Genomic DNA, 12,617 nt, shown 5'->3' with positions numbered 1-12,617 from the left:
GATGTTCCTGCCCTTCTTCGAGAATCTCAGGAAGGCGGGCCTGCCGGTCTCGCTGCGCGAGTACCTGACCTTTTTGGAAGCGATGGGCGCGGGACTCGTGACCTATGACTTGGAGGGGTTCTACTATCTCGCCCGCACAGCGATGGTGAAGGACGAGCGGATGATCGACCGCTTCGACCGCGCCTTCGCCGCCAGTTTCGAGGGCCTGGAAGCCATCAGTTCAAACGACGTGATCGAGGCGGTCGATATCCCTCAGGAGTGGCTGGAAAAGCTGGCAGAAAAGCACCTGAGCGAGGAGGAACGGGCCGAGATCGAGGCGCTTGGCGGATTCGACAAGCTGATGGAGACCCTGAAAGAGCGGCTGAAGGAACAACAGGGCCGGCACCAGGGCGGCAACAAGTGGATCGGCACGGCGGGCACCTCACCCTTCGGCGCCTATGGTTACAACCCCGAAGGCGTGCGCATCGGCCAGAAGGAAAGCCGCCACCAGCGGGCCGTCAAGGTTTGGGACAAGCGTGAGTTCCGCAATCTCGACGATACGATCGAGTTGGGGACACGCAACATCAAGGTGGCGCTGAAGCGACTGCGGCGATGGGCGCGGGACGGCGCCGAGGAGGAACTGGACCTCGACGGTACGATCCGGGCGACGGCCGAGCACGGTTATCTCGACGTCAAGACGCGCCCCGAGAAGCGCAACGCGGTTAAGGTGCTGCTGTTTCTGGACGTGGGCGGGTCAATGGACCCACATATCAAGATGGTCGAGGAACTGTTTTCTGCCGCGCGAACCGAGTTCAAGCATCTGGAATACTACTATTTCCACAACTGCCTTTATGAAGGCGTCTGGCGCGACAACCGCCGCCGCTGGGACGCGCAGACCCCGACCGACGAGGTGCTGCGCACTTATGGGCCGGACTACAAGTGCATCTTCGTCGGCGACGCCTCGATGTCGCCTTACGAGATTGCCTATCCGGGCGGCGCTAACGAGCACTGGAACGCCGAGGCCGGACAGGTCTGGCTGCAGCGGGCACGAGCGCAATGGCCCGAGCACCTGTGGATCAACCCGGTGCCCGAGGCCTATTGGGGTTACACCCATTCGATCGGAATGGTTCGCGAGATATTCGAGGACCGAATGGTGCCGATGACCCTTGACGGTATCGAACGCGGGATGAGGGAGTTGGGCCGCTGATCCGCTTGAGTTGCCGCACCACGCAGGACGGTTTTGCGTAGGCTGCCTGCCGCTCTGGTCGAACAAAGGATAACGCCCCTGCCCCGGAGTATTTCCGCCAAGAAGAATCATGCGCAGTGGACAAGCAATGTCCGCCGTGACAGGGGATTTGCATGAGCGTGCGCAAAATCATCATCGACACCGACCCCGGGCAGGACGACGCCGTCGCGATCCTTCTGGCGCTTGGGAGTCCGGACGAGGTCGAGGTTCTGGGAATTACCTGTGTGGCCGGCAACGTGCCGCTCGACCTGACCACCCGCAATGCAAGGATGGTCTGCGAGCTTGCCGAGCGGCGCGATATCAAGGTTTATGCCGGATGCGACCGCCCGCTCAACCGTGGCCTTGTGACCGCAGAGCACGTGCACGGCAAAACCGGACTGGACGGTCCCAACCTGCCCGAGCCGACGATGCAGGTTGAGGATATGCACGCCGTCGATTTCATCATCGAGACACTACGGAAGGAGTCTGAGGGCACTGTCACTCTGGTGCCGATCGGGCCGCTGACCAACATCGCCACGGCGTTCCGCAGGGCGCCCGAGATCGTTCGGAACGTGCGGGAGGTCGTCCTCATGGGCGGCGCCTATTTCGAAGTGGGCAACATCACGCCCGCGTCCGAGTTCAACATCCACGTCGATCCGCATGCGGCAGACACGGTTTTCAGTTCCGGCGTCCCGATCGTGGTCATGCCGCTCGATGTGACGCACAAGGCGCTGGTCACCCGGGCGCGCAACGATGCCTTTCGCGCCCTGGGCAACCGCGTGGGTCAAGCTGTTGCAGAGATGACAGACTTCTTCGAACGGTACGACCGCGAGAAATACGGCTCGGAGGGGGCGCCGCTGCACGATCCCTGCACCGTTGCCTACCTGCTCCGGCCAGCGCTGTTCTCGGGCCGACACGTCAATGTCGAGATCGAAACCCAGTCGGAACTGACCATGGGAATGACCGTGACGGACTGGTGGGGAGTGACGGACCGGACGCCAAACGCGTTGTTCATCGGGGACCTGGATGCCGACGGATTTTTCGACCTACTGACCGAAAGGCTGGCCCGGCTATGACGAAACTGACCCTTGCCGCGATAGAGGACATGGAGCGCCTTATGCCGCTGGTGGCGGCGTTCCACCAAGAAGAAGGCATCGTGCAGGACGATGCGACCCGGCGGGACGCCCTTTCGCCGCTTCTGGAGGGATCGCCGCACGGTTGCGTCTACCTGGCCGGACCGAGACGCGCACCGATCGGCTATGTCACCATCACCTTCGGCTGGTCGGTGGAGTTCGGCGGACTGGATGGGTTCGTCGACGAAATCTTCATCCGCCCCGGTGTGAGAGGCCGCGGAATCGGTTCGGAAATTCTTCTGACCTTGCCCAAGACGCTGGCGTCGGCCGGCATGAAGGCAATTCACTTGGAGGTCAGCCGCGACAACGCAAAAGCGCGGCGCATCTACGAGAAACTGCGCTTCGAGCCACGCGAGAACTATATGCTGATGTCACGCAAGCTCTAGCGTTCGCGGGATATGCTACTATGTTTTGAGGTATGAATCTGCAAATCCCATTCGACAATTCCTATGCCCGCCTGCCCGACCGCTTTTTCACCAGACAGCCCCCCGTGCCTGTCAAAGCGCCGCAGCTGATCGCATTCAACGATGTGCTGGCGCGTGATCTCGGGATCATAACGGGCTCCGAGGACGAAATGGCGCGCGTTTTTGCCGGCAACGCGATACCAACCGGCGCTGACCCGCTGGCACAGGTCTATGCGGGGCACCAGTTCGGCGGCTTTTCACCACAATTGGGTGACGGCCGGGCCAACCTGTTGGGAGAAGTCGCGTCGAACGGGACGCGATTCGATATCCAGCTCAAAGGCTCCGGGCCGACGCCCTATTCGCGAATGGGCGACGGGCGCGCCTGGTTGGGGCCAGTGCTACGGGAATACGTGGTGAGTGAGGCGATGCACGCGCTTGGCATCCCCACCAGCCGCGCGCTGGCGGCGACGCTGACTGGCGAGTCGGTGTTTCGCGACACCGGCGCCCTGCCCGGTGCCGTGCTCACCCGCGTCGCGCAAAGTCATATCCGAGTCGGCACATTCCAGTTCTTTGCAGCACGGCGCGACCTGCCCGCGCTTCAGGCGCTCTACGAACACGTGGTGGAGCGTCACTATCCCGAGGTGACTTCCCCGGCGGAGCTGCTGGACGCAGTGATCGCGCGACAGGCGCGGCTGGTGGCGCAGTGGATGTCGGTCGGGTTTATTCACGGCGTGATGAACACCGACAACACCACGCTGTCGGGTGAGACCATCGACTATGGGCCCTGCGCCTTCATGGACGCCTACCATCCCGACACCGTATTTTCGTCCATCGACATGCACGGGCGCTATGCCTTTGCCAACCAGCCCAACGTGATCGCGTGGAACATGGCCCAACTGGCGACGGCACTGGTGCCCTTGATGCCGGATCAGGACAAGGCGGTCGAAGAGTTTACAAATGCCGTTCACGCCATGCCGGGCCAGGTTCATGACACCTGGCGCGCGCTATTCGGGCGCAAAATCGGGTTGGCCGATGCGACGTCAGAGGACGAACCGATGATCGTATCGCTTTTGGATACCATGGCCGCCTCCCGCGCCGACTTTACGAACACATTCCGGGCGTTGAGCGACGGCAAGCCCCGGGACGAATTTCTGGACCCAACGGCGTTCGACGCCTGGGAAAAGGACTGGCGCGAACGGTTGGAGCAGGAACAGGCGCCGGATGACGTGATGCGCGCGGCCAACCCAGTCTACATTCCGCGCAATCACCGCGTCGAGCAGATGATCGCGGCGGCGGTGGCCGGGGACATGGCTCCGTTTCACCGGCTGTGCGAGGTGCTGGCCGAGCCATACCGCTCCCGGAGCAATGCTGCGGACCTCGCCCGCCCACCAGAGCCGTCCGAAGCGGTCCAGCAGACCTTCTGCGGCACGTGAGGCTACTCTCGTCGGTCGTGACGTCGGCGCAGTCTGCGGAACAAGCGCGGGTTACGACGCACAAACTCGTCGATGAAGGTTCCGATACCAACATGCCGTCCCTTGAGGTAGCCATAACCCGCCGCCGCGCCCAGCAGGGCACCGACCGCGTTGATGATGAGATCGCCCATGGTGTCCTGAAGCCCGGATTTCTGCATGTTGAGCCCGAAGATCTGATCCATCGCGAATTCGAATATCTCCCAGACCGTTCCAATCGTCATGGCGAAACAGAATGCGAGGAAACTCAATTGCAGATGCGGCGCGGCGAACCGGTCGCCCTGGAACATCATGAAGACGAAGACGAAGCCGATCAGCCCGAAGGCTACGGCGGACGTGCCGTGCATGGCGATGTCCCACCACCAGAACCGTTCGTAGAAATCGAAGACCTCGCCCAGGAACAGCGTGGCCGCCACGAAAATCACAACCACCGCGATGAAGGTCGGCGGCACATGCACCTGCGCCCAGTTTGCCACGACGACCGGGGTCAGAGAAAGGCCCAGCGTTGCCAGCGCCACGAAGGCCAACTCAAGCCGCAGCACGGCCAGCGCCCACAGAGCGGCTCCCGCAAGTGCCAGCCAGATGATCCGCGCCAGCCAGGTCTGATCTGCGAACATGTGCAGCGATCCTTTCTTTGTCGTACAGGTGTCGTAGCATGAACGAACCCCGGCTGAGAATTGCAACTTACAACCTGCAAAAATGCGTGGGCCTGGACATGCGCCGGCGACCAGATCGCAGCCTTCAGGTGATCAACGCCCTGGGCGCCGACATCGTGGTCTTGCAGGAAGTCGACAAGCGCTTACCGCCCCGGCCCGCAGCCCTGCCTCATAACCTCGTGGAGCGTGACGGCTGGCACATCCTGCCATTCGGCGCACCGGGTGGATCGCTGGGCTGGCATGGGAACGCAATGCTGGCGCGGCACACCCTGTCGGTCCGGCACACACGGCATGTTGAACTTCCGGGGCTGGAGCCGCGCGGTGCGGTGATGGCCGAGTTCGAGACCAGTCTTGGTCCCTTGCGGGTCGTTGGCGTTCATCTGGGGCTGGTCCGGCGGTACCGGCTATTGCAGATGAAGGCGGTGATGCGGGCCGTTGCACGGTGCGAGACGATGCCGCTCGTACTGGCGGGCGATTTCAATGAGTGGCGTCCCCCCGCCGCGCTGCGAGGTGCAGCCGGCAGCGTGGAGTTCGTGCCGACTCCGGCCAGTTATCCCGCGATACGCCCTGTGGGGCGGCTGGATCGGATCGCCCATTCTGCCGAGCTTGGAGTCGCAGCAACTGGCGTCCACTCGGACAAGCCCGCGCATATCGCCTCGGACCATCTGCCCGTCTGGGCGGACCTGACACGGCAGCGCTAGTGGGTAGCAAAAAGCTGGATTTCCGATATCACACCCGTTATCCAACGCTCCGAAAACGCGAAGAAGGCCGGAATGACAGACACCATCATCGACCGTTGTGAGGCGAAGGGCTTGAGGATGACCGACCAGCGGCGCACCATAGCGGCGGTGCTGGAATCCTCGGACGATCATCCCGACGTGGAAGAACTGTATTCTCGCGCGAGCGGTCGTGATCCGAAGATTTCTATCGCCACCGTGTATCGCACAGTGAAGTTGTTCGAAGAGGCCGGGATCATCGACAAGCTGGAATTCGGGGATGGGCGCGCCCGCTACGAAGACGCCGAGCGTGACCACCACGATCACCTGATCGACATGCATTCCGGCGAGGTGATCGAATTTGTCGATCCGGATATCGAGAAATTGCAGGAAAAGATCGCCGCCAAGCTTGGCTACAAGCTGAAGGGCCACAAACTGGAACTCTACGGCGTCCCGATCCGGAAGGACTGATCCGGCTCCGGCTTGCCGACTGACTTGTATCGCCCCGAAAAGCCGCCTATCGCGGCAGGGGAACTTTCAGGCGGTACGGCGATCATGGACAATCTTCGCGGAATAGTGCTGGTGATCCTGTCCATGGCGGCCTTCACCGTCGAGGACATGTTCATCAAGAAAATGTCGGCGGATATTTCAGTTGGTCAAATCCTGATCTTCCTCGGGATTGGCAGCGCGTCGATCTTCGCGGTCGTGTCCCGCCTGGGCGGGCACCGTATTTTCGTGCGGGAAGCGTGGCGCAGGCCCTTCCTGCTGCGCGCAGGGTGCGAGGCCGGGGCGGCGCTGGCCTTTACCACCGCGCTGTCCCGGGTCGATATCTCGGTCGTGGCCTCGGTGTTTCAGGCGACGCCGCTGTTCATCACCATGGGCGCAGCACTTTTTCTGGGCGAAGACGTGGGCTGGCGCCGGTGGAGCGCGATTCTGATCGGGTTCTGCGGCGTGCTGCTTATCATCCGCCCGGGCCTTGCCGGTTTCGACCCTTCGGCGTTGCTGGTATTGGTGTCCGTGGCCTGCGTGGCCGCGCGCGACCTTATCACCCGGCGCATCGATGTCGCTGTGTCCTCGGCCGTGGTGTCGTTCCAAGGCTTTGCCGCGGTGGTACCGGCCGGGATTCTACTGATCCTGCTTGGGCCACAGACGCTATCACCGTTGACGCCGCAGCTGTGGGCGATGATCGGAGGCGGCATGGTTTTCGGGGCTTTGGGTTATTACGGGATCGTTGCAGCCATGCGCATGGGCGATGCGGCGGTGGTCACGCCGTTCCGGTATACCCGCCTGCTTTTTTCACTGATCGTGGGGGTCGTGGTCTTTGCCGAACGGCCCGACAGCCTGACGTTGCTGGGGGCAACGCTGATCATCACCACCGGGCTTTACACTTTTCTGCGCGAGCGGCGGTTGGCCCGGCGGGCGCGGACTACCTGAACGGTCGAAAGATTGCGCGACACCGCCATGCGTCGCAGTTCCCATTCACGCGCGTTCTTGCTATGGGACCTGCAACTGTATTCTGCCAAAGGGTCTCTCATGAGCATCATTCTGGATATCCACGCACGCGAAATCCTCGACAGCCGCGGCAATCCGACAGTCGAGGTGGACGTGATCCTCGAAGACGGCACCATGGGCCGCGCCGCCGTTCCATCTGGCGCATCCACAGGTGCCCATGAAGCGGTCGAAAAGCGCGACGGCGATGCCGCCCGCTACATGGGCAAAGGCGTACTGGAGGCCGTGGCGTCAGTGAACGGCGAGATTGCCGACGCGCTGGCGGGGTTCGATGCAACGGAACAGGTCGCGATCGATGAGGCGATGATCGAGCTTGACGGCACCCCGAACAAGGGCCGGCTGGGCGCTAACGCCATTCTCGGCGTCAGCCTTGCCGTCGCCAAGGCCGCGGCCGATTTCGCCATGCAACCGCTCTTTCGTTATGTCGGTGGCACGTCGGCACGTACCCTGCCGGTGCCGATGATGAACATCATTAATGGCGGCGAACATGCCGACAACCCGATCGACATCCAGGAATTCATGATCATGCCGGTCAGTGCGGGAAATATTCGCGATGCCGTGCGCATGGGGGCAGAAGTCTTCCACACGCTGAAGAAAGAGCTGTCCAGCGCGGGGCTGTCGACCGGGATCGGCGACGAGGGTGGCTTTGCCCCGGACATCGCCTCGACCCGCGATGCGCTGGATTTCATCCTGCGGTCGGTCGAAAAGGCCGGCTACAAGCCCGGTGAGGATATCTACCTTGCGCTTGATTGCGCCGCGACCGAATACTTCAAGGACGGGAAGTACGAGCTTGCGGGCGAAGGTAAATCCCTGTCGTCAGAAGAAAATGCGGCGTACTTGGCGGCACTTGTGAACGACTATCCGATCATCTCGATCGAAGATGGCATGTCCGAGGATGATTGGGACGGCTGGAAGACCCTGACGGACCAGATCGGTGACAAGGTGCAGCTGGTGGGTGACGATCTGTTCGTGACCAACCCCACGCGCCTGTCGGACGGGATCAAGCGCGGCGTGGCAAACTCGATGCTGGTCAAGGTCAACCAGATTGGCAGCCTGACCGAAACGCTTCAGGCGGTCGAAATGGCGCATCGCGCGGGCTACACAAACGTCATGTCGCACCGGTCCGGCGAGACCGAGGATGCCACAATCGCCGATCTTGCGGTGGCCACCAATTGCGGTCAGATCAAGACCGGGTCGCTCGCCCGCTCGGACCGGCTGGCGAAATACAACCAGCTTATCCGCATCGAAGAGGCGCTTGGCGACACGGCGATCTATGCCGGGCGCTCGATCCTGCGGGACTGACGTGACAGCCGACGAGATCATAGCCGCCCTCGATTTGTCTCCGCATCCCGAGGGCGGGTTCTTTCGCGAAACATGGCGCGCGTCCAACGCAGGGCGTGCCCATGGCACGGCGATCTATTTCCTGCTGCGGGGCGAGGACACCAACCAGTGGCACAAGGTGGACGCGGCCGAGATCTGGCATTTTTACGCGGGCGCGCCGCTGGTCCTGTCGATCTCGGAAAGTGAGGCCGGGCCCGCGCGGGACACGGTGCTTGGCCCGGACCTGACCGACGGTCAGCGGCCGCAGGTCATCGTGCCCCCCGGCGCCTGGCAGATGGCGCGGTCGACCGGGGACTACACGCTGGTCGGCTGCACTGTCTCGCCCGGCTTCGAGTTCGAGCATTTTACACTCGCGCCTGACGGGTTCGATATTCCGCGCTAGCCACGGATCGCTTTCAGGAAGGCCAGAAGGTTTTGCGTCGAGCCGTCCTTGTCTTCGGGTGCGGCAGCGCCCGCAACCATTGGCTCCATCTCCTTCGCCAATTCCTTGCCCAACTCAACCCCCCATTGATCGAAGGAATTGATGCCGAGGATCACCCCCTCAACGAAGACCCGGTGCTCGTAAAGCGCGACGATCTGCCCAAGCCGATAGGGCGTAAGTCTGTCATAGACCAGAGTGGTCGAGGGGCGGTTCCCTGGAAAGACACGGTGCGCGGCCTGCCGTTCCAGCTCCGCGCCTTCAAAGCCCGCGTGGCGCATCATGTCGCGTGCGGTGTCGATGTCCCGGCCTCGCATCAACGCTTCGGACTGAGCGAGGCAATTGGCGATCAGCAAGCGGTGATGGTTATCCAGCGAAGGCTCGTATCCCCAGGCGGCGACCATGAACTCGCAGGGTACCACCTGGGTGCCCTGGTGGATCAACTGGTAGAACGCGTGCTGTCCGTTGGTGCCGGGCTCGCCCCAGATTATGGGCCCCGATCCGTCTTCCACCGGTTCGCCCTGCATAGTCACGCCCTTGCCGTTGCTTTCCATCTCCAGCTGCTGAAAATAGGCGGGCATGCGCGACAAGCGCTGATCGTAGGGCAACACTGCCCGCGTGGGATAGCCGCAGGCGTGACTGTGCCATAAGCCAGTCAGCGAAAGCATCACCGGCATGTTCCGTTCAAGCTGTGCGGTCCTGAAATGAGTATCCATCGCGGCACCGCCGGCAAGAAATGCGTCGAATTCCTCCGGTCCGACGGCCAACATCAGCGACAGCCCGATCGGCCCCCACATAGAATAGCGACCGCCGACCCAATCCTCGAAACCGAACACGCGCTCAGGCGCGATACCGAACGCCTTGGTCTTGTCCAGAGCCGTGGACACGGCCACGAACTGAGCATTTGGGTCCCCTCCACCAAGCTGCACCCAGGCCTTGGCGGTCTCGGCGTTGGTCATCGTCTCGATGGTGGTGAACGTCTTTGAGGCGACGATGAAGAGCGTCGTCTTCGGCTCCAGCCCGTCGAGGCAATCGGCAATATCCGCCCCATCGACGTTCGACACGAAGTGACAGCGCGGGCCGTCATGATAAGGACGCAGTGCCAGCGTGCCCATTTCTGGGCCGAGATGCGAGCCGCCGATGCCGATATTCACCACGTCGGTGATCTGACCGCCCGCACCCTTGTGCTGCCCTGAGCGCACGTCTTCGGCAAAGGCGCGCATGCGGGACAGGACGTCGCGGACGCCGGGCATCACGTCGTGCCCGCCCGCCTTTATCACTGCGTCGGCCCGTGCCCTGAGCGCCACGTGCAGAACCGCGCGCCCTTCAGTTTCGTTGATCGGCTCGCCTGCGAACATCGCGTCCCGCCGCTCCGCAACATTGCGGTCCGTGGCCAGTTGCAAAAGTCGCTCACGGGCCGACTCGGTCATCGAGGTCTTGGCGTAGTCGAACAGCATCCCATCGGCCTGGACCTGGAACCGAGTCGCCCGGTCGGGCGATTGCAAGAGATCGCCGATCGGCGTTCCCGTCTCAGACTTCAGCGCCGCCCAGGTCATGTGGTCTCCTCCTGCGTTGTCGCGATGGACTGCCCGGCACTAGGGCGCCCAATGCACATCCGTTTCTTCAAGGATCGCGGCCACGGGAGCCTGCTCGGGCCGGCAGGTGCGAGCGCGCTCGACAGCCTTGCGCTTGTCCTCGCCGGTGATCACCAGGTGCTTGGCCACCGCCGCGTTCAGCACCCGGGCCGACAGGCTGATTCGCACATCCTCGACCTTGCCAGGTCGCAGGGGAACCAGTACCGGCGCGTCATGTGCCAGCGCCGCGTCCAACCCGTCGGTGCCTGGAAAGAGCGAGGCAGTATGCATGTCCGCGCCCATGCCAAGAAGTAGAACGGCGATCGGCAGGCGCGGCTGGATGACGGCTTCCAATTCCGCAAGCACCGCCTCGGGCGCCTCGGCGCGGGCATAGAGCGGCAGGTAGCCGGCCTTGGCGGCACGACCCACCAAAAGCCGCTCGCGCACCATCCGGGTGTTGGAGCGGATGTGCACCTCGGGCACCCAACGTTCGTCGCTGAGGCAGATATCGATCCGCGACCAGTCTAGGTCAGCGTCGCACAGCACATCGAATACCGGACCGGGCGTACTGCCCCCCGGCACGACGAACAGTGCGCGGTCGTCATGTTCCAGCGCCGTGTTGAGATCCCCGGCAAGCTGGTTGGCGAGGTTGATCGCCATCATCTCTTCGTCAGCGTATTCGATCAGCCTCATGCGCGTATCTCCCGCCAGCGGCGGCCGTCGCGGTGCATCAGCATCAGCGCATCATCGGGCCCCGAACTTCCCGTGGCATATGTAAGCGGCGCGCGGCCCGAGTCTTCCCAAAGCCCGATGATCGGGTCGATCCACGCCCAGGCAGCCTCGACCTCGTCGCCGCGCATGAAAAGCGTCTGGTTGCCGCGGATCACGTCCATGATCAGACGCTCATAGGCATCGGGGAAATCGGCCTCTTCGGGTCCCAACGCCTCGGCGAAGGTCATGTCGAGCGGCACGTCAACCAATCGCATACCGCCCGGCCCCGGCTCTTTGATGGTCACGCCCAGTTCGATCCCCTCGTTTGGTTGCAGCTTGATCGTCAGGATGTTGCGGTGACGGCCGGCATCGGCGCCGAAGATGGAATGCGGCGCGTCCTTGAAGACCACGGCGATCTCGCTGGCCCTTTCACGCAGGCGCTTGCCCGTACGCAGGTAAAACGGCGTGCCGGCCCAACGCCAGTTGCTGATCGTGGCGCGCAGGGCCACGAAGCTTTCGGTCATGCTGTCGCGGTTGCCGACCTCGTTGCGATAGCTGCCGGACTGGCCACTGCCTTCGTACTGGCCGCGCACTGCGTCCTCGGGCGCGACGGGGTCCAGCGCGCGGATCACCTTGAGCTTTTCATCGCGCACCGCGTCCGGGTCGAACTTGGCCGGAGGCTCCATCGCGATCAGGCACAGCAGCTGCATGATATGGTTCTGCATCATGTCCCGCATCGCGCCGGAGCGGTCGTAGTAATCTCCGCGCCCGCCGACGCCCACGTCCTCGGCCACAGTTATTTGTATGTGATCGACATACTGGCTGTTCCACAGCGGCTCGAACAGAGTGTTGCCAAAGCGGATAGCCATGAGGTTCTGGACCGTTTCCTTACCAAGGTAATGATCGATCCGGTAGATCTGGTGCTCGTCGAAATACTCGGCGATGGTTGCGTTCAGCGCCTTGGCCGTTTCGAGGTCGCGGCCAAAAGGTTTTTCCACCACGATCCGACAATTCGGGCAGTCCATGCCGTATTCGTGCAGCCTGTCGGCAAGATCCCCGAACAAGCTGGGCGCGACGGAAAAGTAAAAGGCGCGAATTTCGTCGTCACGTAGCATGGAAGTCAACTCGGACCAACCGGCGTCGCCGCGGGCATCGATCGTCACATAGTCGAGCTGTTGCAGGAAGCTGTCGAGATGCTCGCTGTCTTTCGCGGCCTCCGGCTCGAACTCCATCACGGCTTTTCGGGCGAAATCTCGATAAGCGGCGGCATCCATGTCGCTGCGCGCTGCGCCGATCACGCGGGCATTGTCGCCCATCTGGCCCGCCCGGAACCGGCGGAACAGGCCGGGCAGGATCTTGCGCTGCGCCAAGTCCCCCGTGCCCCCGAAGATCACGAGGTCAAAGGGATCGACCGGAATGACGCGAGATACCATGTTTTTCTCCTGAACTCGGTGCAAGTCTAGGTGGCGATCACGAAGGTGT

13 protein-coding genes are annotated in these 12,617 nt (G+C 62.6%); 9 read left to right on the top strand and 4 right to left on the bottom strand.

The genetic code is table 11. The features are described 5' to 3' along the window. Nucleotide 1: 1 nt before the first annotated feature. From C2I35_RS00715 to C2I35_RS00700, 4 genes are all read left to right on the top strand, one after another. A complete protein-coding gene (locus C2I35_RS00715) occupies nt 2–1,186 on the top strand; it encodes a vWA domain-containing protein (protein ID WP_103761129.1) in 1,185 nt (394 codons plus the stop codon). A 152-nt stretch (nt 1,187–1,338) separates the two neighbouring features. Continuing rightward, nucleotides 1,339–2,280: a nucleoside hydrolase gene (locus tag C2I35_RS00710; RefSeq protein WP_103761128.1), complete on the top strand. Its 942-nt coding sequence runs from the start codon at nt 1,339–1,341 to the stop codon at nt 2,278–2,280. Further along, entirely contained in the window at nt 2,277–2,723 is a 447-nt protein-coding gene (locus C2I35_RS00705; protein ID WP_103761127.1) for a GNAT family N-acetyltransferase, read from the top strand. The genes C2I35_RS00710 and C2I35_RS00705 overlap by 4 nt, the downstream gene beginning before the upstream one ends. Nucleotides 2,724–2,755: 32 nt before the next feature. After that, complete coding sequence (locus tag C2I35_RS00700; protein ID WP_103761126.1) at nt 2,756–4,174, top strand: protein adenylyltransferase SelO; 1,419 nt, start codon at nt 2,756–2,758, stop codon at nt 4,172–4,174. A 2-nt stretch (nt 4,175–4,176) separates the two neighbouring features. On the opposite strand, the gene C2I35_RS00695 is transcribed toward C2I35_RS00700, so the two are convergent. Further along, entirely contained in the window at nt 4,177–4,827 is a 651-nt protein-coding gene (locus C2I35_RS00695) for a DUF2238 domain-containing protein (RefSeq protein ID WP_103761125.1), read from the bottom strand. A gap of 38 nt (nt 4,828–4,865) precedes the next feature. Here C2I35_RS00695 and C2I35_RS00690 point away from each other — a divergent pair, with 38 nt between their 5' ends. The 5 genes from C2I35_RS00690 (at nt 4,866) to C2I35_RS00670 (ending at nt 8,814) form a co-directional block, all read left to right on the top strand. After that, the gene (locus C2I35_RS00690; RefSeq protein WP_103761124.1) at nt 4,866–5,567 is read left to right on the top strand and encodes an endonuclease/exonuclease/phosphatase family protein; all 702 of its coding nucleotides are present in this window, start codon (nt 4,866–4,868) and stop codon (nt 5,565–5,567) included. 72 nt (nt 5,568–5,639) lie between these two features. Continuing rightward, the gene (locus C2I35_RS00685) at nt 5,640–6,053 is read left to right on the top strand and encodes a Fur family transcriptional regulator (protein ID WP_103761123.1); all 414 of its coding nucleotides are present in this window, start codon (nt 5,640–5,642) and stop codon (nt 6,051–6,053) included. Nucleotides 6,054–6,137: 84 nt separating this feature from the next. Continuing rightward, nucleotides 6,138–7,016, top strand: coding sequence for a DMT family transporter (locus C2I35_RS00680; RefSeq protein ID WP_103761122.1), 879 nt, complete (start codon nt 6,138–6,140; stop codon nt 7,014–7,016). A gap of 99 nt (nt 7,017–7,115) precedes the next feature. Further along, nucleotides 7,116–8,393, top strand: a complete 1,278-nt coding sequence (eno, locus tag C2I35_RS00675; RefSeq protein ID WP_103761121.1) for a phosphopyruvate hydratase — start codon at nt 7,116–7,118, stop codon at nt 8,391–8,393. A 1-nt stretch (nt 8,394) separates the two neighbouring features. Next, the gene (locus C2I35_RS00670) at nt 8,395–8,814 is read left to right on the top strand and encodes a cupin domain-containing protein (RefSeq protein WP_103761120.1); all 420 of its coding nucleotides are present in this window, start codon (nt 8,395–8,397) and stop codon (nt 8,812–8,814) included. Here C2I35_RS00670 and pgi read toward each other — a convergent pair. The 3 genes from pgi to zwf are packed head-to-tail and all read right to left on the bottom strand — an operon-like array spanning nt 8,811 to nt 12,568. Then, nucleotides 8,811–10,406, bottom strand: a complete 1,596-nt coding sequence (gene pgi, locus C2I35_RS00665) for a glucose-6-phosphate isomerase (RefSeq protein ID WP_103761119.1) — start codon at nt 10,404–10,406, stop codon at nt 8,811–8,813. The two genes, C2I35_RS00670 and pgi, sit on opposite strands and share 4 nt — an antisense overlap. 39 nt (nt 10,407–10,445) lie before the next feature. Then, nucleotides 10,446–11,117, bottom strand: a complete 672-nt coding sequence (gene pgl / locus C2I35_RS00660; protein ID WP_103761118.1) for a 6-phosphogluconolactonase — start codon at nt 11,115–11,117, stop codon at nt 10,446–10,448. Next, entirely contained in the window at nt 11,114–12,568 is a 1,455-nt protein-coding gene (gene zwf / locus C2I35_RS00655) for a glucose-6-phosphate dehydrogenase (protein WP_103761117.1), read from the bottom strand. Before zwf ends, pgl begins: the two co-directional genes overlap by 4 nt. Nucleotides 12,569–12,617: the final 49 nt, after the last annotated feature.

It is taken from the genome of Roseovarius confluentis (assembly GCF_002917925.1).
GTDB classification, from domain to species: domain Bacteria; phylum Pseudomonadota; class Alphaproteobacteria; order Rhodobacterales; family Rhodobacteraceae; genus Roseovarius; species Roseovarius confluentis.
This window is presented reverse-complemented; position numbering and strand designations above follow the sequence as displayed.

Excerpts from the sequence above, each read along its gene's own strand:
- pgi (WP_103761119.1), bottom strand. The coding sequence starts at position 10,406 with ATGACCTGGGCGGCGCTGAAGTCTGAGACGGGAACGCCGATCGGCGAT.
- pgl (WP_103761118.1), bottom strand. The coding sequence starts at position 11,117 with ATGAGGCTGATCGAATACGCTGACGAAGAGATGATGGCGATCAACCTC.
- C2I35_RS00710 (WP_103761128.1), top strand. The coding sequence starts at position 1,339 with ATGAGCGTGCGCAAAATCATCATCGACACCGACCCCGGGCAGGACGAC.
- C2I35_RS00695 (WP_103761125.1), bottom strand. The coding sequence starts at position 4,827 with ATGTTCGCAGATCAGACCTGGCTGGCGCGGATCATCTGGCTGGCACTT.
- C2I35_RS00685 (WP_103761123.1), top strand. The coding sequence starts at position 5,640 with ATGACAGACACCATCATCGACCGTTGTGAGGCGAAGGGCTTGAGGATG.
- C2I35_RS00705 (WP_103761127.1), top strand. The coding sequence starts at position 2,277 with ATGACGAAACTGACCCTTGCCGCGATAGAGGACATGGAGCGCCTTATG.
- C2I35_RS00715 (WP_103761129.1), top strand. The coding sequence starts at position 2 with ATGTTCCTGCCCTTCTTCGAGAATCTCAGGAAGGCGGGCCTGCCGGTC.
- C2I35_RS00680 (WP_103761122.1), top strand. The coding sequence starts at position 6,138 with ATGGACAATCTTCGCGGAATAGTGCTGGTGATCCTGTCCATGGCGGCC.
- C2I35_RS00690 (WP_103761124.1), top strand. The coding sequence starts at position 4,866 with ATGAACGAACCCCGGCTGAGAATTGCAACTTACAACCTGCAAAAATGC.
- C2I35_RS00700 (WP_103761126.1), top strand. The coding sequence starts at position 2,756 with ATGAATCTGCAAATCCCATTCGACAATTCCTATGCCCGCCTGCCCGAC.
- zwf (WP_103761117.1), bottom strand. The coding sequence starts at position 12,568 with ATGGTATCTCGCGTCATTCCGGTCGATCCCTTTGACCTCGTGATCTTC.
- eno (WP_103761121.1), top strand. The coding sequence starts at position 7,116 with ATGAGCATCATTCTGGATATCCACGCACGCGAAATCCTCGACAGCCGC.